23 protein-coding genes and 2 pseudogenes are annotated in these 22916 nt (G+C 70.0%); 10 read left to right on the top strand and 15 right to left on the bottom strand.

Annotated elements, in window-relative coordinates:
- Positions 1 to 834, top strand: an 834-nt coding sequence (locus C1I97_RS10010; protein ID WP_111002868.1) for a polyprenyl synthetase family protein, incomplete at its 5' end; no start/stop codon positions are given.
- A gap of 179 nt (positions 835 to 1013) precedes the next feature.
- On the top strand, positions 1014 to 1616 hold the full coding sequence (locus C1I97_RS10005) for a GNAT family N-acetyltransferase (protein ID WP_111002867.1): 603 nt from the start codon (positions 1014 to 1016) through the stop codon (positions 1614 to 1616).
- On the opposite strand, the gene C1I97_RS10000 is transcribed toward C1I97_RS10005, so the two are convergent.
- Positions 1613 to 2203, bottom strand: a complete 591-nt coding sequence (locus C1I97_RS10000; protein WP_111002866.1) for a TetR/AcrR family transcriptional regulator — start codon at positions 2201 to 2203, stop codon at positions 1613 to 1615. The genes C1I97_RS10005 and C1I97_RS10000 overlap by 4 nt on opposite strands.
- A gap of 122 nt (positions 2204 to 2325) precedes the next feature.
- Here C1I97_RS10000 and C1I97_RS09995 point away from each other — a divergent pair, with 122 nt between their 5' ends.
- On the top strand, positions 2326 to 2910 hold the full coding sequence (locus C1I97_RS09995) for a dihydrofolate reductase family protein (protein ID WP_111002865.1): 585 nt from the start codon (positions 2326 to 2328) through the stop codon (positions 2908 to 2910).
- A 127-nt stretch (positions 2911 to 3037) separates the two neighbouring features.
- Here the strand turns inward: C1I97_RS09995 and C1I97_RS09990 are convergent, their stop codons facing one another.
- The 3 genes from C1I97_RS09990 to C1I97_RS09980 all read right to left on the bottom strand — a co-directional run bounded on the left by C1I97_RS09990 (position 3038) and on the right by C1I97_RS09980 (position 4703).
- Positions 3038 to 3460: a VOC family protein gene (locus C1I97_RS09990; RefSeq protein WP_111002864.1), complete on the bottom strand. Its 423-nt coding sequence runs from the start codon at positions 3458 to 3460 to the stop codon at positions 3038 to 3040.
- A gap of 9 nt (positions 3461 to 3469) precedes the next feature.
- Entirely contained in the window at positions 3470 to 3880 is a 411-nt protein-coding gene (locus C1I97_RS09985; protein ID WP_111002863.1) for a helix-turn-helix transcriptional regulator, read from the bottom strand.
- A gap of 295 nt (positions 3881 to 4175) precedes the next feature.
- Positions 4176 to 4703 carry a hypothetical protein gene (locus tag C1I97_RS09980; RefSeq protein ID WP_111002862.1) on the bottom strand — a complete coding sequence of 176 codons (528 nt, stop codon included), beginning with the start codon at positions 4701 to 4703 and terminating at the stop codon, positions 4176 to 4178.
- 78 nt (positions 4704 to 4781) lie between these two features.
- Here C1I97_RS09980 and C1I97_RS09975 point away from each other — a divergent pair.
- Positions 4782 to 5495 (top strand): annotated as a pseudogene (locus C1I97_RS09975) (site-specific integrase); the annotation flags it as partial.
- A gap of 7 nt (positions 5496 to 5502) precedes the next feature.
- On the opposite strand, the gene sodN reads toward C1I97_RS09975, so the two are convergent.
- Positions 5503 to 5898 carry a superoxide dismutase, Ni gene (gene sodN, locus C1I97_RS09970; protein ID WP_111002861.1) on the bottom strand — a complete coding sequence of 132 codons (396 nt, stop codon included), beginning with the start codon at positions 5896 to 5898 and terminating at the stop codon, positions 5503 to 5505.
- A gap of 144 nt (positions 5899 to 6042) precedes the next feature.
- On the opposite strand from sodN, the gene sodX reads away from it, so the two are divergent.
- Positions 6043 to 6477 carry a nickel-type superoxide dismutase maturation protease gene (gene sodX / locus C1I97_RS09965; protein WP_111002870.1) on the top strand — a complete coding sequence of 145 codons (435 nt, stop codon included), beginning with the start codon at positions 6043 to 6045 and terminating at the stop codon, positions 6475 to 6477.
- On the opposite strand, the gene C1I97_RS09960 is transcribed toward sodX, so the two are convergent.
- Positions 6381 to 7010 (bottom strand): CGNR zinc finger domain-containing protein, encoded by a 630-nt coding sequence (locus C1I97_RS09960; RefSeq protein ID WP_111002860.1) that lies wholly within the window; start codon positions 7008 to 7010, stop codon positions 6381 to 6383. The two genes, sodX and C1I97_RS09960, sit on opposite strands and share 97 nt — an antisense overlap.
- Positions 7011 to 7112: 102 nt before the next feature.
- Here C1I97_RS09960 and C1I97_RS41305 point away from each other — a divergent pair, with 102 nt between their 5' ends.
- Positions 7113 to 7892 (top strand): class I SAM-dependent methyltransferase, encoded by a 780-nt coding sequence (locus C1I97_RS41305; RefSeq protein ID WP_111002859.1) that lies wholly within the window; start codon positions 7113 to 7115, stop codon positions 7890 to 7892.
- Between the two features lie 1031 nt (positions 7893 to 8923).
- Here the strand turns inward: C1I97_RS41305 and C1I97_RS41300 are convergent.
- The 5 genes and pseudogenes from C1I97_RS41300 to C1I97_RS09930 form a co-directional block, all read right to left on the bottom strand.
- Positions 8924 to 9601: pseudogene (locus tag C1I97_RS41300) on the bottom strand (AfsR/SARP family transcriptional regulator); the annotation flags it as partial.
- Positions 9602 to 9740: 139 nt separating this feature from the next.
- Positions 9741 to 10397 (bottom strand): hypothetical protein, encoded by a 657-nt coding sequence (locus C1I97_RS09945; RefSeq protein ID WP_111002857.1) that lies wholly within the window; start codon positions 10395 to 10397, stop codon positions 9741 to 9743.
- A 132-nt stretch (positions 10398 to 10529) separates the two neighbouring features.
- Positions 10530 to 11330 (bottom strand): amino acid ABC transporter ATP-binding protein, encoded by an 801-nt coding sequence (locus C1I97_RS09940; protein ID WP_309147789.1) that lies wholly within the window; start codon positions 11328 to 11330, stop codon positions 10530 to 10532.
- Positions 11327 to 12256: an amino acid ABC transporter permease gene (locus tag C1I97_RS09935; protein ID WP_111002856.1), complete on the bottom strand. Its 930-nt coding sequence runs from the start codon at positions 12254 to 12256 to the stop codon at positions 11327 to 11329. The genes C1I97_RS09940 and C1I97_RS09935 overlap by 4 nt, the downstream gene beginning before the upstream one ends.
- A gap of 37 nt (positions 12257 to 12293) precedes the next feature.
- Positions 12294 to 13250 (bottom strand): ABC transporter substrate-binding protein, encoded by a 957-nt coding sequence (locus tag C1I97_RS09930; RefSeq protein ID WP_111002855.1) that lies wholly within the window; start codon positions 13248 to 13250, stop codon positions 12294 to 12296.
- Positions 13251 to 13799: 549 nt separating this feature from the next.
- Here C1I97_RS09930 and C1I97_RS09920 point away from each other — a divergent pair.
- The 4 genes from C1I97_RS09920 to C1I97_RS09905 all read left to right on the top strand — a co-directional run bounded on the left by C1I97_RS09920 (position 13800) and on the right by C1I97_RS09905 (position 17021).
- Complete coding sequence (locus tag C1I97_RS09920) at positions 13800 to 15020, top strand: NAD(P)-dependent malic enzyme (RefSeq protein ID WP_111002854.1); 1221 nt, start codon at positions 13800 to 13802, stop codon at positions 15018 to 15020.
- Positions 15021 to 15151: 131 nt separating this feature from the next.
- Complete coding sequence (locus C1I97_RS09915; protein WP_111002853.1) at positions 15152 to 16117, top strand: zinc-binding dehydrogenase; 966 nt, start codon at positions 15152 to 15154, stop codon at positions 16115 to 16117.
- Between the two features lie 131 nt (positions 16118 to 16248).
- Positions 16249 to 16458: a helix-turn-helix domain-containing protein gene (locus tag C1I97_RS09910; protein ID WP_111002852.1), complete on the top strand. Its 210-nt coding sequence runs from the start codon at positions 16249 to 16251 to the stop codon at positions 16456 to 16458.
- On the top strand, positions 16458 to 17021 hold the full coding sequence (locus C1I97_RS09905) for a Clp protease N-terminal domain-containing protein (RefSeq protein WP_111002851.1): 564 nt from the start codon (positions 16458 to 16460) through the stop codon (positions 17019 to 17021). The genes C1I97_RS09910 and C1I97_RS09905 overlap by 1 nt, the downstream gene beginning before the upstream one ends.
- 9 nt (positions 17022 to 17030) lie before the next feature.
- Here the strand turns inward: C1I97_RS09905 and C1I97_RS09900 are convergent, their stop codons facing one another.
- The 4 genes from C1I97_RS09900 to C1I97_RS09885 all read right to left on the bottom strand — a co-directional run.
- Positions 17031 to 18014 carry a PadR family transcriptional regulator gene (locus C1I97_RS09900; protein WP_111002850.1) on the bottom strand — a complete coding sequence of 328 codons (984 nt, stop codon included), beginning with the start codon at positions 18012 to 18014 and terminating at the stop codon, positions 17031 to 17033.
- Position 18015: 1 nt separating this feature from the next.
- A complete protein-coding gene (locus C1I97_RS09895) occupies positions 18016 to 18921 on the bottom strand; it encodes a DUF4097 family beta strand repeat-containing protein (RefSeq protein ID WP_111002849.1) in 906 nt (301 codons plus the stop codon).
- A 194-nt stretch (positions 18922 to 19115) separates the two neighbouring features.
- Complete coding sequence (locus tag C1I97_RS09890) at positions 19116 to 19295, bottom strand: DUF6104 family protein (protein ID WP_003992906.1); 180 nt, start codon at positions 19293 to 19295, stop codon at positions 19116 to 19118.
- 91 nt (positions 19296 to 19386) lie between these two features.
- Positions 19387 to 22916 (bottom strand): multifunctional oxoglutarate decarboxylase/oxoglutarate dehydrogenase thiamine pyrophosphate-binding subunit/dihydrolipoyllysine-residue succinyltransferase subunit (locus C1I97_RS09885; protein WP_111002848.1); only part of this gene is annotated, 3530 nt, incomplete at its 5' end.

The raw sequence follows: 22916 nt of genomic DNA, 5'->3' as shown, positions 1-22916 counted from the left end.
GTGAGGACGAGCGCCGGGCGGATCGCCTTGCCCCCGTTCCCCGCGGCGGTGGAGCTGATCCACAACTTCACGTTGCTGCACGACGACGTGATGGACCGGGACGCCACCCGCCGGCACCGGCCCACCGCGTGGACGGTGTTCGGTGACACCGACGCGATCCTCGCCGGGGACGCCCTGCAGGCGCTGGCTCTGCGGCTGCTCGCCGAGGACCGGCATCCGGCGTCCCAGGCGGCCGCCGCCCGGCTCGCGGCCTGCGTGGTCGAGCTGTGCGAGGGCCAGCGGGCGGACACGGCCCTGGAGCACCGAGCCCCCGGCGAGGTCACGCTCGCCGAGGTGCTCGCCATGGCCGAGGCCAAGACGGGCGCGCTGCTCGGTTGTTCCTGTGCCGTCGGCGCGCTGTACGCGGGAGCGGGCGAGGAGGAGGCCGAGGCGCTGGACGCGTTCGGCCGGCAGGCGGGGCTCGCCTTCCAGCTGATCGACGACGTGATCGGCATATGGGGCGACCCGGCCCGCACCGGCAAGCCGGCCGGTGCCGACCTCGCGGCACGCAAGAAGTCCCTTCCGGTGGTCGCCGCGCTGACCTCCGGCACCCCGGCCGCCGTCGAACTCGCCGAGCTGTACGCCCGGCCGCACCGGGAAGGGCGGGAAGGAGAGGAGGAGCTGGAGCGCACCGCGCTGGCGGTGGAGCGGGCCGGCGGCCGGGACTGGGCCCAGGCCCAGGCGGCCGACCGGATGGCCCGGGCGGTGGACGACCTGGCCCGCGCCGTCCCCGACCCCGCGCACGCGGGCGGCCTGCTGGCCCTGGCCGAGTTCGTGACCAGGCGCACCAGCTGACCCCCGCCCCACCGGGGAGGACCCCGGAGCCGCCGGGCCCGTACGGTTCCTGACCCCGTACGGCCGCCGGGGCTCCGGTCCGGCGGGCCCCGCACCGCCCCACGGTGTGCGGGGCCCGCCCCTTTCCTTTAGGCTCAACTCCGGTAGTTACAGGGGTACTTGAGCTGAAAGGGCGGAAGATGGGCGTAGGCATCCGGTCGGCGGGGCAGGACGACCGCGCATGGGTCGTACGGCTGCTGGACGAGGCCTTCCAGGACGACCCGGTGAGCGGCTGGGTCTTCCCCGGCGAGGAGTACCGCCGCACGACCCACCACCGGCTGATGGCCGCCTTCACCGACCTCGTGCTCGAAGAGGGCCGGATCGACGTGACGGAGGACGGCACGGCCTGCGCACTGTGGCTGTCGATCCCGGCGGCTGCCCCCGGCGACCCGGACGACTCCGACGACGCCGTACGCCTGCGCGAGGCGGTCGACCCGGCCAACGCGCGCGTGGAGGAGATCGCCCGCCTGATGGCCGACTTCCACCCGGGGGACCGCGCCCACGAGTACCTGTGGATGATCGGCGTCACCCCGGCCCGCCAGGGCGAGGGCCTGGGCAGCGCCCTCATCCAGCACACCCTCGACCACTGCGACCGCAAGGGTCTGCCCGCCTACCTGGAGGCCAGCAGCGAGCGCAGCATCACCCTCTACGAACGCCTGGGCTTCACCCTCACCGGCCGCGCCCTCGACCTCCCGGACGGCCCCCGGATGTGGCCGATGTGGCGGGAGTCCCACGCGTCCTAGCCCTCCGGCACGATCGTTGCCACGATGCGGTCCACCAGGCCGTCCGGCACGCTCACCCCGGGCAGTACGCCGTCTAGGACGCCCGGCAGGGTCAGGTGCTCCAGGAGCAGGCCCAGCATGGCGAGGTAGAGCACCGTCACGGTCGCGTCGCCGCCGGGCAGACCGGCGGCCCGGTGGTGTTCCAGAGCCTCCTCCAGGTCCCCGCGCACCGACTTGGTGAAGGAAGCGCGCAGTCCGGGGCGCCGGGTGGCCTCCAGCCGCATCTCCAGCAGGGCCAGGTAGCCCGTGCGGTCACGGGTCGCGCGGGCCAGGAGGTCGTGCATGAAGGCCGCGACCAGGGAGCGGTCCTTGGGGCGGTTCATCAGCGCGGCAAACACCTCGGGGTCGGGTGCGAGGCGACTGTGCAGCCGGACGTCGATCTGGCGCAGCAGGTCGTCGCGGTTGGTGAAGTAGTTCGAGGCGGTGCCCACCGGCACGTGGGCCTCGGCGTCGACCGCGCGGAACGTCAGCCCGCGCGCGCCCTCGCGTGCGAGCACCTCGACCCCGGCGTCGACCAGCGCCGCCCGCCGCTCCGGATTGCCGGCCATACGGAATCCCTTCTCTCACTTGTCCGGGCTCACGGAAACCCCTTGCAACCACTACGGTTGAAGTACTACAACTGAAGCACTACAAGCAGAGTGGTTACGGCAGCCTACGGAAAGGGACCGGCTTGCGAAAGCTCACCTACTTCATCGCCTGCTCCATCGACGGTTTCATCGGGGACCCGGGCGGCGACGCGCGGATGTTCTTCCCCTTCGTCGACGAGGAGTTCCTCGCCTTCCTGAAGGCGGAGTACCCGGAGACCGTGGCCACCCACGGCCGCCGCGCGCTCGGCATCGACGACCTGGAGAACAAGCGGTTCGACACGATCGTCCAGGGCCGGGCCAGCTACGACGTGGCCCTCGAGGAGGGCATCACCACCCCCTACGCCCACCTGCGCGAGTACGTCGCCTCGCGCACCCTGGGCGAGTCCCCCGACCCGAACGTGGAGATCATCTCCACGGACCTGCTGGGCAGGATCCGTGAACTGAAGTCGGAGGACGGAGAGTTCGGCATCTACCTGTGCGGCGGCTCGAAACTCGCGGGCGAACTGACCGACGAGATCGACGAACTCGTCATCAAGACCTACCCGGTTGTTCTGGGCTCGGGCATGCCGATGTTCGGCTCCGGCTTCCGCATCACGGAGTTCACCCTCGACGAGGCGCGCACCTTCGGCAACGGCGTACTGGTCCGCACCTACCGCAGAAAACGCTGAGCGGCCCCGGCCCGGCGGCAGCGTTGCCGTCAGGTCCAGGTGAGCGGGGAGGCGTTGAGGTGACGCGGAACGGGGAGCGGCGCCGCAGGGCGTGGCGATGGGCCGCGACCGTGTGGGCGTGCACGACTCAGTGCTGTTCCTCGCCCCGCTCCATGAACCGCAGCAGGTTCCCCGCCGGGTCCCGGAAGGCGCAGTCGCGGACTCCGTACGGCTGGTCCATCGGCTCCTGGACGACGTCGGCGCCGTACTCCTGGACGCGGGAGAAGAGGGCGTCGCAGTCGGAGGTGCTGAAGATGACCCCGCGGAGCATGCCCTTGGCCAGCAGTTGGGCCATGGCCTCCCTGTCGGCGGGGGAGGCGTCCGGATTCGCCGCGGGCGGCTCGAGGACGATCTCCACGTCCGGCTGGAGCGGCGATCCCACGGTCACCCACCGCATCCCCTCGAACCCGACGTCGTTGCGGACTTCCAGCCCCAGCACGTCGCGGTAGAAGGTGAGCGCCTTGTCGTGGTCGTCGACGGCGATGAAGCACTGGCGGAGTTTGAGGTCCATTCCCTCACGCTACGGCGCCGGCGGCGGCCCCGTGCGCCTCGGGCGCGTGAAAGTCCGGGCCACGCACGCCGGAATCACCGCGCTGTCCTCGTGCGACCGCGCCCGATAGGCGCTCGGAGTCTGACCGACGAGCTCGGTGAACCGCGAACTGAACGACCCCAGCGACGTACAGCCGACCGCCAGGCACACCTCCGTCACGCTCATGTCCCCGCGCCTGAGCAGCGCTTTCGCCCGCTCGATGCGCCGGGTCATGAGATACCCGTACGGCGTCTCCCCGAACGCGGCCCGGAAACTGCGCTGGAAGTGCCCCGGCGACATGAGCGCGGTCCGCGCCAGCGCGGCCACGTCCAGCGGCTCGGCGTACTCACGGTCCATCCGGTCGCGGGCCCGCCGCAGCCGCACCAGGTCTTCGGGCGTCATCCCGCCAGCATGGCACGGGCCGGCGGAAGAGGACCCGGCGCAGCGGAAAGGTCCCGGCCGGACGGCCGGCCGGACCCTCTGCACAATCCTCACCGACCCGCAGTGACGCACCGACCGCCGATCAGCGGACGACGCCTGCGGTCAGGCCTTCTTGGTCCCCTGGTAACGGGGCGGGTCGGTGGCCTGCGGCGATGATCGCTGCACGTCGCTGACCCGGCCTTTTATCGTTTGCTGGCGATGGGGTGCGACGGTCCCGATCGGATGTCCTGCGGACTGTGTGCGGACTGGACCGGCCTCACAGATCTTCGTCGTCGACGGGTTCGGGTTCGCGGATATAGGCGAGGTCCAGGACGTAGCGTTCGGTGACCGGGGGGTTGTTCCATGCCTGGGTGAGGTGGTCTTCGAAGGCGTCGTCGGTGGGGTGGTCGAGCGTCCTTGCGTAGTAGTCGGCTGTCGCTCGCCGGTTTTCCCACCAGGCGTGGCCTTCGTAGACACCGGGACGCGGCAAGGTCATGTCCCCTGCGGGGCCGTATTCCAGTTGGCTGACGACGAGGGTGCCGGTTTCCGACTCGATACTGATGGGGACATGGCCTTCGGCCTCGGCAGGTGGGTCAGGTGCGATGTCCCAGACGCGAAGGGCGACCTCGACGTCGATGTCGGGTTGCAGACTGAGGAGGTACAGGTGGTAGCCGTTGCCGGCCACCACCTGCGTGCGGGCAGCGGCCATGGCGCCGTCATCGCTGAGGTAGGCGTCGGCGTCGTAGATTTCGACGACGCGGCGGGCCGGTGTGGCCTTGCAACGGTATTCAGCCAGGAGCACCATGGTGCCGCTGCCCTTTCCTCTAGTCGGTGATCTTCACGTAGAAGGCGTCGCCGCCCAGCTCAGAGGGGGAACTTCAGCCGCCGGATCACCCTCCCGGCCATGCCGGACGAGGAGGTCACCCCGCCCACGGTCGAGCAGGTCGAGGCGATGGCACAGGTGATGCCGCCGTACATCTGTGCGGCGATCGTCACCCTTGCCGGATCAGGGCTGCGCATCGGTGAACTGCTCGGCCTGAAGGTGTCGGACGTCGACTTCAAGGCCGGCGCCATCCGGGTCGACCGGCAGCGGCTTCAGTCCGGCAAGATCGGCCCGCCGAAGACCGCCAAGTCCCGGCGTACGGTTCCGGTCGGCAAGGTCGTCACCGACGCGCTCCTCGCGCATCTTGCCGCACGCCCCTCCAAGGAGTGGCTGTTCACGATGGAGGAGGGCGAGCCGCTCAACTACCGGCGGTGGAAGACCGAGTGGAACGGGGCTCGCAAGGCGCTCCAGGCAGCCGAGAATGGGGCCGCCGAGCGGGAAAGCCGTAAGGCCGTCGAGCTGCCGCACATGGTCACCCACGACCTGCGGCACTTCTACGCCTCCGCGCTCATCGCCGGCGGGGCGGGCGTCAAGCAGGTCCAGCTCGTTCTCGGCCGCGCTTCCGCCGTCATCACGCTGCGGATCCATGCCCATCCGTGGCCGGGCGAAGAGGACCGCACCCGGTCCGTCAGGGACGCCGTGCTCGGCGGACTGCGGACCGGGTGCGGACCGGATGACCAGGCGGTCAAGGAAACCGCAGGTCAGAGGGCATGATTCAAGATCAGGCCTTCTTGGTCTCCCAGAAGATCTTGTCGATCTGGGCGATGTAGTCCAGTGCCTTCTGGCCCGTGGCCGGGTCGGTGGAGGCCTTGGCGGCGGAGAGGGCCTTCAGCGTGTCGTTGACCAGCTGGTGCAGCTCCGGGTACTTCTCGAAGTGCGGAGGCTTGAAGTAGTCGCTCCACAGCACGGAGACGTGGTGCTTCGCCAGCTCGGCACGCTGCTCCTTGATGACGGTGGCCCGCGTCTGGAAGTGCGGGTCGTCGTTGCCGGCCATCTTCTCCTGGATGGCCTTCACCGACTCCGCCTCGATGCGGGCCTGGGCCGGGTCGTACACACCGCAGGGAAGGTCGCAGTGTGCGCTGACCTTGACCTTGGGGGCAAACAGGCGGGAAAGCATGGAGCATTCCTTCCTCGTGATCGTCTTCTCAGGTGGGACATTACTCCCTGCAAGGCGTGTTTTCGCGGGTGCCCCCCAGGGCTTAGGACAAAAGTCCAGGGTGAGACTGAGACTGTGGAGGAACCGACCGGGGAGGTGCCGGGGATGCCGGAGCTGTCGCAGGAGAGCGGGCGCAGGGGGGCCGTACTGCCCTTCGGGCCGGCCGAGGTGACCGGGCCGTCCATGGTGCCCACGCTGCACCACGGGGACCGGCTCGTGGTGCAGTACGGCGCCCGGATCCGGCCGGGTGACGTGGTGGTCCTGCGGCATCCGTTCCAGCAGGACCTGCTGGTCGTCAAACGCGCGGCGGAGCGGCGCGAGGGTGGCTGGTGGGTGCTCGGCGACAACGCGTACGCGGGGGGCGACAGCACCGACTACGGCACCGTGCCCGAGGACCTGGTCCTGGGCAAGGTGTGGTTCCGCTACCGGCCGCGCAAGGCCGCTCAGCGCTCGCCGCTGGCGCTGGTGCGCTGGGCGCTGTCGGCGGCCAGGCCCGTCTTCACCGACCGGTCGGCCTCCAGGCGTTTGCGGGCCCGGTAGGCGGCCACGTTGGCGCGGGTCGCGCAGCGGTCGGAGCAGTAGCGGCGCGAGCGGTTGGTCGAGGTGTCGAGGTAGGCGTTGCGGCACGGCGCGGCCTCGCACAGGCCGAGGCGGTCGACGCCGTACTCCGTCAGGTGGAACGCCAGCCCCATCGCCGCGATCGCCGCGTAGCCGGCCGTGGCGTTGGACGGGTGGTCGGCCAGGTGCATGTGCCACAGCGGGCGGCCGTCCTCGTCACGGTGGTCGTGCCCGGAGATCTGCGGGCTCACCGGGAACTCCAGCAGCAGCGAGTTCAGCAGGGCCACCGCGAGCGTCTCGTCGCCCGTGTCGGCCGCCTCGAAGACCGCGCGCAGCCGGGCCCGTACCGAGCGGAAGCGCGTGACGTCGGCGTCGGTGGCGCGGCGGGCCGCGGAGGAGTTCGCGTCGAACAGGTCCCGGATCGCCTCGACCGAGGTCAGGCTGTCCTTGCCCCGGGCCGGTTCCTCGCTGTTGACGAGACGTACGGCGTAATCCGAGTAATAGGCCAGTTCCACTTGTAGTCCTTACGAGCGGGGGTCTATGGTCGTCACGCGGTCGAGTAACAGACGATCGCGCTTCCAGGGTATTACGTGGCATGCGTGAGGGAGGGGCTTGCGATGACGGACACGGACACGAGGGCCGCCACGGCCGCCGGCAGCGACTGGCGGGCCTGGCAGGAGAGCTGGGACCGCCAGCAGGAGTGGTACATGCCCGACCGGGAGGACCGCTTCCGCACCATGCTCGACATGGTGGAGGCCTTCGTCGGACCCGAGCCGCGCGTCCTCGACCTCGCCTGCGGCACCGGCAGCATCACCGCCCGCCTCCTGGACCGGTTCCCGGGGGCCGCCGGCACCGGTGTCGACCTCGACCCCGCCCTGCTCACCATCGCGCGGGGCACCTTCGCCGGCGACGAGCGGGTGACCCTCGTCGAGGCCGACCTCAAGGACCCCGGCTGGCCCGCCCGGCTCCCGTACGACACGTACGACGCGGTCCTCACCGCCACGGCCCTCCACTGGCTGCGCGCGGAAGCCCTGGAGACCCTCTACGGTCAGGTCGCGGAACTCGTCCGTCACGGCGGTGTCTTCATGAACGCCGACCACATGACCGACGACAGCACGCCGAGGATCAACACCGCCGAGGCCGCCCACAGCCGCGCCCGCAGGGACCGGGCCATGAGGAACGGCGCCCTCGACTGGGCGGAGTGGTGGGCCCTGGCCGCCAAGGACCCGGTCCTCGCCGGGCCGACGGCCCGCCGCTTCGAGATCTACGGCACCCACGCCGACGGCGAGATGCCCTCCGCCGCCTGGCACGCGCGCGTACTGCGCGAGAAGGGCTTCGCGGAGGCCCGGCCGGTGTGGTGCTCGCCGTCGGACACGCTGCTGCTGGCACTGAAGTAAGTCCCCGCTCCGAGCACTGCGCCGTGGTCCCCGCGCTCGCGCTCTCGCGGTTCGACCTGAGCGACGAACGCGCGTATCGGCTCCAGCAGCCGGAACCTGCGGCCACCCGGTGTGTCCCGCGACTGGACGAAGGACTGCTCCACGAGCGTGACGAGTGCCTGGAGTACGCAGGCGGGCCGGAGGTGCGGCGAGGCCGCCTCCGCCGCGTCCACCAGGCTGAACTCCCCTTCCAGTGCTGCGAGAGGGCGCAGCAGTTGCTGCTCCTGGGCACCGAGGCGGGCGTGGGCCCAGCCGAAGGCGGATGTGAGGGTGTCGTGCTGCGCGGATGCGCCGGGGGCCGGGGCCAGCAGGCAGTCCAGGCTGTCGTCGAGCCGTTCGGCGAGTTCCTGGAGCGAGAGGACCCGCAGCCGTGCCGCCGCCAGTTCGACGGCCAGCGGCAGGCCGTCGAGGCGCCGGCAGATTCCTGAGACCAGCGCCCTGTGCCCGGCCTCGACGTGGAAACCCGGCGCTGCCTCCGCGGCCCGCTGCAGGAACAGCCGGGTGGCGGCAGTCTCCTCGTCCGCCTCCGGGGTGGGCAGCGGAGCCAGCGGCCATGTCACCTCGCCGCTGATGCCCAGCGGCGTCCGCGAGGCCGCCAGCACGGTGCTGCCCGGCTGGGAGAGCAGCCTGCGGGCCACAGTGGCCGAGCCCGGCAGGCGCTCGCAGTCGTCCAGTACGACCAGGGCGTGGCGTCCGGTGCTGGGGCCCGGCAGCGCGTCGGGCAGCGTCGTCCCTGCCTCGGCGGGGCCGATGACGGTCACCCCGTCCGTGAAACTGGCGGCCACCATGTGAGCGGTGTCCAGCGCCAGCGTCGACTTGCCGCAGCCGCCGGGTCCCGTGACGGTCACCAGCCGATGGCGTAACGCGAGTCCGGCGAGCTCGGCCCGCTCTCGGTCCCGGCCGACGACTGTGACGTACGGCCGTGCGCCCCGCCACCGAGGGTGCGGGAGCGGTGTGTTTCCGTCGGGGCCGGTCGCGGCGAGGATCCGGCTGTGCAGCGCCCTCAACTCCTCGCCCGGCTCGAGCCCGAGTTCGCTGTCCAGGAGGGCGTACAACTCCTGGTACGTCTCCAGCGCCTCCTTGGCGCGGCCGGATCCGTGCAGCGCCTCCATCAGCCGGCCCCACCGGCGCTCGCGGAACGGCTCGGCACGCACCAGCCTCCGGAACTCCGCGACCACGTGGGCCTGTTCACCGGCATCGAGGTACGCGCCCATCAGCTCGTCCTCGGCCGACAGTCGCAACTCCCGCAGCCCGGCGGTCTCGTCACGCAGGGGCCCCGTCAGCTCCAGCCCCTCCAGGACGTCTCCTCGCCACAGGTTCAGCGCTGCCGTGAAGCGGCGTACGGCCTGCTGCGGGCGGCCCGTGCGAGCGGCGGTACGCGCCTCGGCGACAAGGTGGCCGAAGAGGTCCGAGTCCAGGTCGCCCGTCTCGACGTGGACCCGGTAGCCGTCGTGCGCCGTTGTCAGCAGGCCCGCTCCCAGCTGCTTGCGCAGGGCCGAGAGGTAGGCGTGGAGATTGGCCCGGGCCGACGGCGGCGGCGCGTCCTGCCAGAGCGCGCGGGCCAGCTCCCGGGTGGAGACGGTGCGGCCGTTGCGCAGGAGCAGCATGGCGAGCAGGAGACGGGGTTTGCGGCGCCGAAGCGTCAGCGGTTCCCCCGTCTCCGTGCACACGCGCAATGGTCCGAGTACGCGGTATCTCACTGTGGTGCGCCCCCCGTCTTCAGCGATCAGATGTCACTGAATGCGGAGAGCCCGGTTACCGCATACCGGTTGTCGGCCGGCCGGTCTCGTTACCAGTTGGAGACCTTCACTACTTGAAGACCTTCGCGCAGGCCTTGAGCGCCTTGCTGAACGAGTCGTCGGTGTTGCCCAGGACCACCCTGGCGGACACGTCGGCCCGCAGGCAGATCTCCTTGTGCCCCGGGTAGGGCTTGGCGTCCAGGGACTTCGGCTTGAACGTGACGGGACGGCCCGTGTTGTTCTGGGTGTAGACGTGGTCCTTCTTCGGGAACGAGGACGTCGCCTTGGCCACCTTGATACGGCCGCACTTCTTGGTCGGCGTGACACCGACGGCGAACGGCACGCTGACGGTGATGGCCGTGGAGGTGTGGCACCCGTAGTCGTAGATGTACTGCGACATCTTCACGCTGCTCACATTGCGCGGTGCGCCACTGCGGTTGCACTGGCCCTTGACGGTCATCTTCAGCTGGGGGTTCTTCAGCTTGATCTGGTCGATCCACATGTCCTTGCGACCGGTGTTGGGTTGCTTGAGCCACCAGCGGTACTCCATGGTCCCGGTGATCATCAGCGTGACACATCTGTCGAGCGGCTCGGACCAGCGCTGGAAACTGTCGCTGTACGTCCGGCTCGACCAGTGCTTGGTGACCGCGTTCGCCTGGGCGTTCGCACAGACGACCATCGCCAGTGCCAGCGGTACGGCGGTCAGCAACCTCTTCTTCGCCTTCATGGCGTCCTCCTCTGCATGGAGAAGGCGGCGTTCGTCGCCGCCGGGCGGCAGCGATGATCGCCCCGGACGCCATGCACCCCGCCACACAGAAGTGCATGGCGGGGTGCATGGAGCGGATCCGGCGCGTGGCGGTCAGAGCACCTTGGAGAGGAACGACCGCGTGCGCTCGTGCTGCGGGTTCGTCAGGACCTCGCGCGGGTGACCCGCCTCGACCACCACGCCGTCGTCCATGAACACCAGCGAGTCCCCGACCTCTCGGGCGAAGCCCATCTCGTGCGTGACGACGATCATCGTCATGCCGTCTTCCGCGAGGTCCCGCATCACGTCCAGCACTTCACCGACGAGTTCCGGGTCGAGTGCCGAGGTCGGCTCGTCGAAGAGCATCAGCTTCGGTTCCATCGCCAGCGCGCGGGCGATGGCGACGCGCTGCTGCTGACCGCCGGAGAGCTGGGCGGGGTAGTGGCCGGTCCGGTCGCCGAGGCCCACCCGGTCCAGCAGGCGCTGCGCCCGCTCGCGGGCCACTGCCTTGGACTCGCGCTTGACCTGGACCGGCGCTTCCATGACGTTCTCCAGTGCCGTCATGTGAGGGAAGAGGTTGAAGCGCTGGAACACCATGCCTATGTCCCGCCTCTGCGCCGCGACCTCCGCCTCCTTCAGCTCGTAGAGCTTGTCGCCCTTCTGCCGGTAGCCGACCAGGTCGCCGTCGACGTACAGCCGGCCGGCGCTGATCTTCTCCAGGTGGTTGATGCACCGCAGGAATGTGGACTTGCCGGAACCGGACGGGCCGATCAGGCAGAACACCTCGCGCGGGTTCACCTCCAGGTCGATGCCCTTGAGGATGTGCGCGGGCCCGAAGGACTTGTGCACGCCCTCGGCCCGCACCATCAGTGCCCCGCTGCCGCTCCTGGGGACGTCCTTGCCGAGCAAGCTCATCGGGCCACCTCCGGGCGCCGGAACGAACCGAACAGGCGGAGGTTCTTCTTCAGCCGCTGCAGCGGCGTCGGCGGCAGGTTGCGGGTGGAACCGCGGGCGTAACGGCGCTCCAGGTAGTACTGGCCGACGCTGAAGACGCTGGTGAGGATCAAGTACCAGATCGACGCGACGAAGTACAGCTCGACCACCGCCAGCGAGGTGCTGGAGATGTCCGTGGACCGCTTGATGAGTTCGTTGAACTGCACCGCGTACGCCAGCGAGGAGGTCTTCAGCATGTTGATGAACTCGTTGCCGGTGGGCGGCACGATCACCCGCATCGCCTGCGGCAGGACCACGCGCCGCAGCGTCCTGCCCCGGGTCATGCCCAGCGCGTGCGCGGCCTCCGTCTGCCCCTCGTCGACCGACTGGATGCCGGCCCGGACGATCTCCGACATGTACGCGGCCTCGTTCAGACCCAGACCCAGCAGCGCCGCCAGGAACGGGGTCATCACCTGGTTCATCTCGTCCTTGTAGAACCCCAGGTTGAGGATGGGGAAGATGAGCGAGATGTTGTACCAGAGCAGGAGCTGGACCAGGACCGGCGTGCCGCGGAAGAACCAGACGTAGAACCAGGCCACGGTGCTGGTGACCGGGTTCGACGACATCCGCATCACGGCCAGGACGACGCCCAGCGCCAGGCCGAGCACCATGGCGAGCACGGAGATGTACAACGTGTGCCAGACGCCCGACAGGATGGTGCCGTCGGTCAGGTAGTCCGGGATGATGCTGTAGTGGATCTTCGCGTTGGAGAACGCGATGCCGATCAGCACCAGGATGCCCATCACCACGGCGCCGGCCACCCAGCGGCCGTAGTGGCGCACTGGGATGGCCTTGATCTGCTCCGGTGGCAGCTCCGCTGCCGGAGCCTTGTCCACGATGTCAGTCACGGTGACTGCCCTTCGGTCTCGTCAGTCGTCGCGAGGCTCAGGAGCCACCGTTGATCTTGGCCTCGGTGACGGCGCCGTCCGTGACGTTCCACTTCTCGAGGATCTTCTGGTACTCGCCGTTCTTGATGATCGCGTTCACGGCGGCCTGGACCGCGTCGCGGAGCTGGGTGTTCTCCTTGCTGACGGCGATGCCGTAGGGGCCGGCCTCGATCTGTTCACCGACGACCTCGAAGTCGTTGCCGCCGCCGGAGGTCTTGGCGTTGTAGGCGGCGACCGGGAAGTCGTTGAGGTCGGCGACGGACGCGCCCTGCTTCAGCCGGAGCAGCGCCTCGGGGTCGGTGTCGAAGGTCTGCAGGGTGATGGGCTTCTTGCCGTCCTTCTTGCACTTGGCGTTCTGCTTCTTGGCGATGCCCTCGGAGGTGGTGGCCCGCTGCAGGGCGACCACCTTGCCGCACAGGTCGTCCAGGCTCTTGATGCCCTTGGGGTTGCCCTTCTGGACCAGGATCGAGGTGCCGGCGGTGAAGTAGTCGACGAAGTCGACGCCGTTTCCGGCCTTCTTGCCGGTGTCGGAGTCGATGCCGTTCTGGCGGTCCTTCGTGTCGTTCATCGCCGACATGATCACGTTGAAGCGGCCGGACTGCATACCGACGATGAGCTGGTCGAACTTGCCGTTCTGGAAGTCGAACCGCACGCCCAGCTGCTTGCTGAGGGCTTCGGCGATGTCCGGGTCGATACCGGTGGCCTTGCCGTCTTTCATGAACTCGACCGGCGGGTACGCGATGTCCGAGCCGACCTTGATGACGCCCGCCTTGCGGATGTCCTGGGGGAGCTTGTCGGCGAGCGGTGCCGAGGAGGAGTTCGCGCTGCTGTCGCCGCCCTTGTCGGTCTGGTCACCGCAGCCGGTGAGAAGCAGGGCGCCGGCGACCGCGATCGCACCGACCGCAGCTAGCCGGGAGTGCGCGGCGGTCGTACGACGGGTGGAGCTTGCGGTCATGGTGGTTCCTCCGGCTGATGGATGGAGCTGCCGATGGGGCGACGAGAACACACACCTTCGGGTGTCGCGACCTCGTGTGATGGACGGCATCTTGCCATTCGCGCTGCGCCGTTCAGGGGGCTCGCCATGTCAAAATCGGATAACGGGTGACCCCCGAACCACGCGGAACAGGCCCGTCACTGCCGGACTATCCGCGGTCATGACTCCTTCTGGCCGGAAAATCTTCGGCCCGTCTCGGGGTATGGCCTGCCAGGACAGAGCGTTTGGGAGTATTTGGGTCCATGGTCAAGACTTGACGAGGACTTGGTCACATATGGGGTCAGAAAACAGGTCCGCATCATGTGACCTTCGCGTTATGGACTCGTCGTCGGCGCCGTCCGTCCGGTAAGAAGGTTCTTTACACCCCTCATCCGGGGCTCAGGGTGCGTGTGCGGCGCACCCGTCGCGCATCGGCCTGAACGCATCAGTCACCGGCCGTGCGCGGTCCCGCCCACCCCTCACCAGGGCGTGGCAACCCTCAAACCATGAATACTTAAGGGGTAAAACCAAGTGGCAGCGGAGATCGTCAATCCTCGCAGCGACAGCGCGGGTCAGGAGGGCGGAGCAGAGCCGCTCGATTCCTTCGACCCGGCCTTCGCGCTGCATCGCGGCGGCAAAATGGCCGTGCAGGCCACCGTGCCCGTCCGTGACAAGGACGACCTGTCCCTGGCGTACACGCCCGGCGTCGCGCGCGTGTGCTCCGCGATCGCGGAGCAGCCGGAACTGGTCCACGACTACACGTGGAAGTCGTCCGTCGTCGCCGTCGTGACCGACGGCACGGCCGTGCTGGGGCTCGGAGACATCGGCCCCGAGGCCTCCCTTCCGGTGATGGAGGGGAAGGCGATTCTGTTCAAGCAGTTCAGCGGCGTGGACGCCGTCCCGATCGCGCTCGACACCACCGACGTCGACGAGATCGTCGAGACCGTGGTGCGCCTCGCGCCGTCCTTCGGCGGGGTGAACCTGGAGGACATCTCGGCGCCCCGGTGCTTCGAGATCGAGCGCAGGCTGCAGGAGCGCCTGGACATCCCGGTCTTCCACGACGACCAGCACGGCACCGCCGTCGTGACGCTGGCGGCGCTGCGCAACGCGGCGCGGCTGAGCGGGCGGTCGCTCGGGGAGCTGCGGGCCGTCATCTCGGGCGCGGGCGCGGCCGGTGTGGCCATCGCCAGGATGCTGGTCGAGGCCGGCATCGGCGATGTCGCCGTCGCGGACCGCAAGGGCGTCGTGTCGACCGGCCGGGAGGACCTGACGCCGGTCAAGCGCGAGCTGGCCGAGTTCACCAACAAGGCGGGCCTCAGCGGGTCCCTGGAGGACGCGCTGGCCGGCGCCGACGTCTTCATCGGCGTCTCCGGCGGTACGGTGCCGGAGACGGCCGTGGCGTCGATGGCCGAGGGCGCCTTCGTGTTCGCCATGGCCAACCCGAACCCCGAGGTGCACCCCGAGGTCGCGCACAAGTACGCGGCGGTCGTGGCGACCGGGCGGTCGGACTTCCCCAACCAGATCAACAACGTCCTGGCGTTCCCCGGCATCTTCGCGGGCGCGCTGCAGGTGCGGGCGTCCCGGATCACCGAGGGCATGAAGATCGCGGCGGCCGAGGCGCTGGCCGGGGTCGTCGGCGACGACCTCGCCGCGGACTACGTGATCCCGTCGCCGTTCGACGAGCGGGTCGCGCCGGCCGTGACCGCGGCGGTGGCCGCGGCGGCTCGCGCGGAGGGCGTCGCCCGTCGCTGACGTGACCCGGATGGCCCCGCCCGAACGGGCGGGGCCATTTCTTCTGCCCGGCTCCTCCCGCCTGGCAAGAGGGTGTGTGTCACAGCGGCCCGCGGTTCCGTAGCCGCCCGCGCACCCCTATCGTCAAGGTCATGTTCGCTGTCTACGCCGCCCGAATCGACCGCGACCAGCCGCTGAACGGCCTGGAGACGGGGGAGCGCCCGGCCCCCGAGGCCCGACCCGGCTGGAGCACGATCAATGTCAGGGCCGCCTCGCTGAACCACCACGATCTCTGGTCGCTGAGGGGGGTGGGGCTGTCCGGGGACAAGCTGCCCATGATCCTCGGCTGCGACGCCGCCGGCGTCGACGAGGACGGCAACGAGGTCGTCCTGCACTCCGTGATCGGACAGAGCGGACACGGGGTCGGGCCGAAGGAGCCCCGGTCCATCCTCACCGAGCGCTACCAGGGCACCTTCGCCGAGCAGGTCGCCGTGCCGGCCTGGAACGTCCTGCCCAAGCCCAGGGAGCTCTCCTTCGAGGAGGCGGCCTGTCTGCCCACGGCCTGGCTGACGGCGTACCGGATGCTCTTCACCAACGCGGGGGTACGTCCCGGGGACTCCGTCCTCGTGCAGGGCGCCGGCGGTGGTGTCGCCACGGCCGCGATCGTGCTCGGCAGGGCGGCGGGGCTGCGGGTGTTCGCCACCAGCCGGAGCGAGGCCAAGCGCAAGCGGGCGGTGGAGCTCGGCGCGGTGGAGGCGCTGGAGCCGGGGGCGCGGCTGCCGCAGCGGGTGGACGCCGTGATCGAGACCGTCGGTGCGGCCACCTGGTCGCACTCGGTGAAGTCGCTGCGGCCCGGCGGCACGCTCGTCATCTCCGGGGCGACGAGCGGTGACCGGCCCTCGCATGCCGAGCTGACCCGCATCTTCTTCCTGGAGCTGAAGGTCGTCGGCTCGACCATGGGCACCAAGGACGAGTTGGAGGACCTGCTCTCCTTCTGTGCCGCCACCGGGGTGCGTCCCGTCATCGACGAGGTGCTGCCGCTGGACCGGGCCCGCGAGGGCTTCGAACGGATGGATTCGGGCGACCAGTTCGGCAAGATCGTGCTCACCCGGTCCTGAGCCTCCCCTCCCCCTTCTTCGGCCCCTTCGGCGGGCCCGGATTTCCTCCGGGCCCGCCGTTCGCGTCTCGACACCTTGGGGCTTGTCAACCAGGGTTGACGTAAGTCATGCTGTCAACGTAAGTTGACAGCATGACCGAAGCAACGGATCTCGCCGAGCGCGCGGGCGACCGCGATCCCCGGGTCGGACTGCGGGCCGTGGCCGCGCTGCGCCGGTTGCTCGAGCAGCTGGAGGCGGTGCAGGTGCGCAGTGCGCGCAACCAGGGCTGGTCGTGGCAGGAGATCGCCGCCGAACTCGGCGTCAGCAGGCAGGCCGTGCACAAGAAACACGGGAGGCAGTGATGTTCGAACGGTTCACGAAGGACGCCCGGGCAGTGGTCGAGGGCGCGGTCGGGCACGCCGAGCAGGCCGGTGCCGGACAGGTCGAGGAGTCCCACGTGCTGCTCGCACTGCTCGACCGCGAGGGCACCCGCGGGTCGTTCGCGCTGGCGGCGCTCGGCCTCACGCCGCCCCGGCGGCAGGCGGTGGTACGGGCGCTGGACGAGGCCCGCCGCAGGGGTGGGCTCTCGCGGGCCGACGCGGACGCACTGGCCGACCTGGGCATCGACCTGTCGGCCGTCATCTCACGGATCGAAGGAACCCATGGAGAGGGGGCGTTGGCCCCGGCAGCGAAGAGCGGCGGCTGGGGGCGGCGACCGTTCAACCGTGGCGCCAAGGCCCTGCTCAGCCAGTCCCTGCGGACCGCGGTCGCCCACCACGACCGCCACATCGGCGATGAGCACCTCCTTCTCGCCCTGACAGCCCGCCCGGGTACCCCCGCCGAGGTTCTTGCCGACCACGGCGTGACCTACGACTCCCTTGCGAAGGTCCTGTACGGCGGCGGAGGAACCCAGGCGGCCGGCTGACGGGTGCCGTCAGGTCTTCGACCTGTGGAGGGTCGCCGCGATGTGGGCGGCGGCCGTCGCCAGGTGGCGGCGGGTTTCCCGGAGCTGGGTGGGGGTGATGCCGTGGTCCCGGGCCGCGTCGCGGATGTCGTCGCGGAAGCGGTCGAGGAGGCGGTCCAGGTCGCGGGCCGGGTTGCCGGTGAGGTCCTCGTGGGCCCAGGCCGGTTCGTAGTCGGCGGGGAAGCCCTCCGGGGTGTCGGAGTACTCCGCGTGCGACGCCGTACGGCCGAAGGCGTAGTCCTTGCCGAAGTCGCCGAACTCCTTGGCCAGTTCGGTCAGGCCCTCGCGTACCCCCGTGGGCCAGTCTCCCCGGGAGAAGTGGTCCTGCACCTGCTCCTGGACCCGCCGGGCGATGCGCTGCAGCTCCTCCTGCGCCTGGGCCCGTGCCCGCTCCTGCGCCTCCTTGGCCTGGTGCCGGGCCCGCTGGGCCTCCTCGCGCGCCCTGCGGCTCTCCTCCTTGGCGCGCCGGGCCTGCTCCTTCCACTCCTGCTTGACGCGGCGCATCTCCTCCTTGGCGGCCTGCCAGGCCTCCTTGTCGTCGACGCCGCCGTACTCCTCGGTGCCCTGCCGGGTCTGGGACGCCGCCGCGCGCATCTCGCGCCGCAGGTCGCCCGCCGCGCCGCGCACGTCGGCCCGGATCTCCGCGGCGAGTTCGGCGACCGACTCGCGGATCTCCACCTCCAGATCGGCCAACTCGCCGCTTCGATCAGCCAGTTCGGCGCGGCCGGCGTCCGTGATGGCGTACACCTTGCGGCCGCCCTCGGTGGTGTGCGTGACCAGGCCCTCGGCCTCCAGCTTGGCCAGCCGCGGATAGACGGTGCCCGCCGAGGGCGCGTACAGCCCCTGGAAGCGCTCCTCGAGGAGCCGGATCACCTCGTAGCCGTGGCGCGGGGCCTCGTCGAGCAGCTTGAGCAGATACAGGCGCAGGCGGCCGTGGGCGAAGACGGGAGGCATGTCAGAGCACCTTCTTGTCGGTCGTGCCGTCGGTCGGAGTGCCGGTCGAATCCTCTTCCGGCCGGGTGTCCCGCGGCTCCGCCTCCCACGGTCCGTCCTCGGCCGGCGGGCGCCGCAGCAGGGCGATCGAGCCGGAGACGGTCGTCGCCTTCAGCCTTCCGTTGCCCGCGCCGAGCCGGCCGGTGATCCGCTTGGCGCCCCACTGGCCGGCGACCCTGAGGTCCTCGAAGGCGTTGGACACCCTCCCGCTCGCCGTGTTCGCCTCCACCTGCGCGTCCGCCGGGTGGGGCAGCCGGATGGCGATCTCGCCGGAGACATTGGTCAGGCTGACGTCGGTGGGGCCGCCCGCCGGATCGAGGTCGACGATCATCGACCCGCTCACCGAGTCGGCCCTCACCGAGGGGCCGGCGCCGTCGACCACCGTCAGGTCGCCGGAGACCGAGTTGAACCGCAGGGCGCCGGAGAGGGCCTGCGCCTCCACGCTGCCCGACACGGTGTCCGCGCGCACCGGGCCCGTCAGGCCCACCAGGGTCGTGTCCCCGGAGACGCCTTTCACCTCCGTGCGTCCGTGGATCCCCGAGACCATCGCGCCGGCGCCGACCACCCCGAGCTCCACGCGCGTGCTCGACGGGACGGCCACGGAGACCACGGCACTGCGCCGCCAGCCCTTGCGGTCCAGCCACTTGAGGAAGCCCTTCCAGGGCAGGTCCTCGTACGCCACCGTGAGCGTGCCGCCCTGCTGGGTGACCACCAGGGGCGGACCCTCGATCTCGGAGACCTCCAGACGGGCGGAACCCTCGTCCGTGCCCACCACGTTCACCGTGCCGTGGACGATGCGGACGTTCAGCTCGGTCACCTGCTCGTCGAAAGTGAGCTTCCTGGGCTCTCCGACGGACCACTCGGACATGCGGACCTCCCCGGCACCACGCGCGACGCGCCATATCGCGTCCTCCGTCAAACACGATATATCGCGCCCGCGGGAAGTCAAGACACTCGTTCCGGTGATGCGGCGCATGCCCCCGAAAAGCAGAAAAGAAGAAAAGCAGCGGGGCGCCCCCGAAGGGGCGCCCCGCGCCGCACGGCCGCCGGTCGTCGGCGTCCTTATTCGTCGTCCTCGTCGTCCAGCCGGGCCAGCCACGTCGCCAGACGCTCCACCGGCACCTCGAAGTCCGGGTTCAGGTCGACGAAGGTCCGCAGCTGCTCCGCCAGCCACTCGAAGGTGACCTCCTCCTCGCCCCGCCGCTTCTCCAGCTCTTCGATGCCACGGTCTGTGAAGTACATGGAGTCAAGGATAGGTGCGCCGAGACGACCGGGCCGCACCCCGTCCAGGGGGTGCGGCCCGGTCATGTACGGCTACGGCTCGCGGGAGCGGTTACGCCTCGAACACCTCGCGCACCAGCTGCTCCTGCTCCGCCTGGTGCCGCTTCGCGGAACCCACGGCGGGGGAGGAGCTGTGCGGGCGGGAGATGCGGCGCAGGCGCTCGCCGGCCGGGATGTCCGCGCCGACCGCCAGGTCCAGGTGGTCGATGAGGTTCAGGGCGATGAACGGCCACGCGCCCTGGTTCGCCGGCTCCTCCTGGGCCCACAGGTACTTCTCGGCGTTCGGGTACTTGGCGATCTCCGCCTGGAGCTCGGCACCCGGCAGCGGGTACAGCCGCTCGATGCGGAGGATCGCCGTGTCCGTCACGCCGCGCTTCTTCCGCTCGGCGTCGAGGTCGTAGTAGACCTTGCCGGAGCAGAAGACGACCTTGCGCACCGCGTTCGGGTCCACCGACGCGTCGCCGATGACCGGGCGGAACTGGCCCGTGGTGAACTCCTCCGCCTTCGAGGCCGCGGCCTTCAGGCGCAGCATCGACTTCGGGGTGAAGACGACCAGCGGCTTGTGGTGCGGGTTGTGCACCTGCCACCGCAGGAGGTGGAAGTAGTTCGAGGGCAGGGTCGGCATCGCGACCGTCATGTTGTTCTGCGCGCACAGCTGCAGGAACCGCTCGGGGCGCGCGGACGAGTGGTCCGGGCCCTGGCCCTCGTAGCCGTGCGGCAGGAGCAGGGTGACGCCGGAGGTCTGGCCCCACTTCTGCTCGGCGGAGGAGACGAACTCGTCCACGACCGTCTGGGCGCCGTTGACGAAGTCGCCGAACTGGGCCTCCCACATCACCAGCGCGTCCGGGCGGGCCAGCGAGTAGCCGTACTCGAAGCCCATCGCCGCGTACTCGGACAGCAGGGAGTCGTAGACGTTGTACCGGGCCTGGTCCTCGGACAGGTACAGCAGCGGGGTGTAGTCCTCGCCGGTCTCCCGGTCGATGATCACCGCGTGCCGCTGGCCGAAGGTGCCGCGGCGGGAGTCCTGGCCGGACAGCCGGACCGGGACGCCCTCGAGCAGCAGCGAGCCGATGGCCAGGGTCTCGCCCATGCCCCAGTCGATCGTGCCGTCCTCGACCATGGCCGTCCGGCGCTGCAGCTGCGGCAGCAGACGCGGGTGGACGGTGAGGTGGTCGGGGAGGTTGACCTGGGACTCGGCGATGCGCTTGACGACCTCGGTGGAGACGGCCGTCGGGACCGCGACCGGGAAGCCGTCCTGCGGCTCCTGGGAGTCCACGGAGAACGGCTGGGAGGCGGTGGTGGCCTCGCGGACCTCGGTGAAGACCTTCTCCAGCTGGCCCTGGTAGTCCTGCAGGGCCTGCTCGGCCTCCTCCAGGGTGATGTCGCCCCGGCCGATCAGCGACTCGGTGTAGAGCTTGCGCACCGAGCGCTTCTTGTCGATCAGGTCGTACATCAGCGGCTGGGTGAAGGCCGGGTTGTCCGACTCGTTGTGACCGCGGCGGCGGTAGCAGATGAGGTCGATCACCACGTCCTTGTTGAACGCCTGGCGGAACTCGAAGGCGAGCCGCGCCACGCGGACGACGGCCTCCGGGTCGTCGCCGTTGACGTGGAAGATCGGGGCCTCGATCATGCGGGCCACGTCCGTCGCGTACATGGAGGAGCGCGAGGACTCCGGGGCGGCGGTGAAGCCGACCTGGTTGTTGATGACGACGTGGACCGTGCCGCCGGTGCGGTAGCCGCGCAGCTGCGACATGTTCAGGGTCTCGGCCACCACGCCCTGGCCCGCGAAGGCCGCGTCGCCGTGGATCGCCACCGGCAGGACCGTGAAGTCCGTGCCGCCCTTGTTGATGATGTCCTGCTTGGCGCGGGCGACGCCCTCCAGGACCGGGTCCACCGCCTCCAGGTGGGAGGGGTTGGCCACCAGCGAAACCCTGATCTGGTCGCCGTCCAGGCCCGTGAACGTGCCCTCGGCGCCCAGGTGGTACTTCACGTCACCGGAGCCGTGCATCGACTTCGGGTCGAGGTTGCCCTCGAACTCGCGGAAGATCTGGTCGTACGACTTGCCGACGACGTTGGCCAGCACGTTGAGGCGGCCGCGGTGGGCCATGCCGATGACGACCTCGTCCAGGCGGGACTCGGCCGCCGAGTCGATGACCGCGTCGAGCAGCGGGATGACGGACTCGCCGCCCTCCAGGGAGAACCGCTTCTGGCCGACGTACTTCGTCTGCAGGAAGGTCTCGAAGGCCTCGGCGGCGTTCAGCCGGCGCAGGATGCGCAGCTGCTCGTCGCGCTCCAGCTTGACGTGCGGGCGCTCCACGCGGTCCTGGATCCACTTGCGCTGCTTGGGGTCCTGGATGTGCATGAACTCGATGCCGACCGTGCGGCAGTACGAGTCGCGCAGCACGCCGAGGATGTCGCGCAGCTTCATCAGCGTCTTGCCGGCGAAGCCGCCGACCGCGAAGTCCCGCTCCAGGTCCCACAGGGTGAGGCCGTGCTCGGTGATGTCGAGGTCGGGGTGCTTGCGCTGCTGGTACTCCAGCGGGTCGGTGTCGGCCATGACGTGGCCGCGGACCCGGTAGGAGTGGATCAGCTCGAAGACGCGGGCGGCCTTGGTGACGTCGTCGTCGTGCGAGGCGTCGATGTCCTTGAGCCAGCGGACCGGCTCGTAGGGGATGCGCAGCGCCTTGAAGATGTCGTCGTAGAAGCCGTGCTCGCCCAGCAGCAGGTTGGCCACCGCGCGCAGGAACTCGCCGGAGGCGGCGCCCTGGATCACCCGGTGGTCGTAGGTCGACGTGAGCGTCATGACCTTGGAGATGCCGAGCTTGTTCAGGGTGTCCTGGGAGGTGCCCTGGAACTCCGCCGGGTAGTCCATGGAGCCGACGCCCATGATCACCGACTGGCCGGGCATCAGGCGCGGCACCGAGTGGACCGTGCCGAGGCCGCCGGGGTTGGTGAGGGAGGCGGTGACGCCGGTGAAGTCGTTCATCGTCAGCTTGTTGTCGCGTGCGCGGCGGACGATGTCCTCGTAGGCCTGCCAGAACTCGAAGAAGTTCAGCGTCTCGGCCTTCTTGATGGCGGCCACGACGAGCTGGCGGTCGCCGTTGGGCTTGACCAGGTCGATGGCCAGGCCGAGGTTGACGTGGTCCGGCTTGACCAGGGTGGGCTTGCCGTCCTTCTGGGCGAACGACCAGTTCATCGACGGCATCTGCTTGATGGCCTGGACCATCGCGTAGCCGATGATGTGCGTGAAGGAGATCTTCCCGCCGCGGGCCCGCTTGAGGTGGTTGTTGATGACGATGCGGTTGTCGAACAGCAGCTTCACCGGGACGGCGCGCACGGACGTGGCCGTGGGCAGCTCCAGGGAGGCGTTCATGTTCTTGGCGACCGCGGCGGAGGGGCCGCGCAGCGTCACGAACTCGGGACCGGCGGGCGCCTCGGCAGCGGGCGCGGCCTTGGCGGCGGGCTTCGCGGGGGCCGGCTTCGCGGGCGCCGGGGCCTGGGCGGCCGGCTTCGCGGCCGGAGCCGGAGCGGCGGCCGCGGGCTTCGGCGCGGCCGGGGGCTGCGCGGGAGCGGCCGGAGCGG

It is taken from the genome of Streptomyces sp. NTH33 (genome assembly GCF_003236365.1).
Taxonomy (GTDB): Bacteria; Actinomycetota; Actinomycetes; order Streptomycetales; family Streptomycetaceae; genus Streptomyces.
The sequence above is the reverse complement of the archived record's forward strand: the minus strand, read 5'-3'. Positions and strand labels throughout refer to the sequence as shown.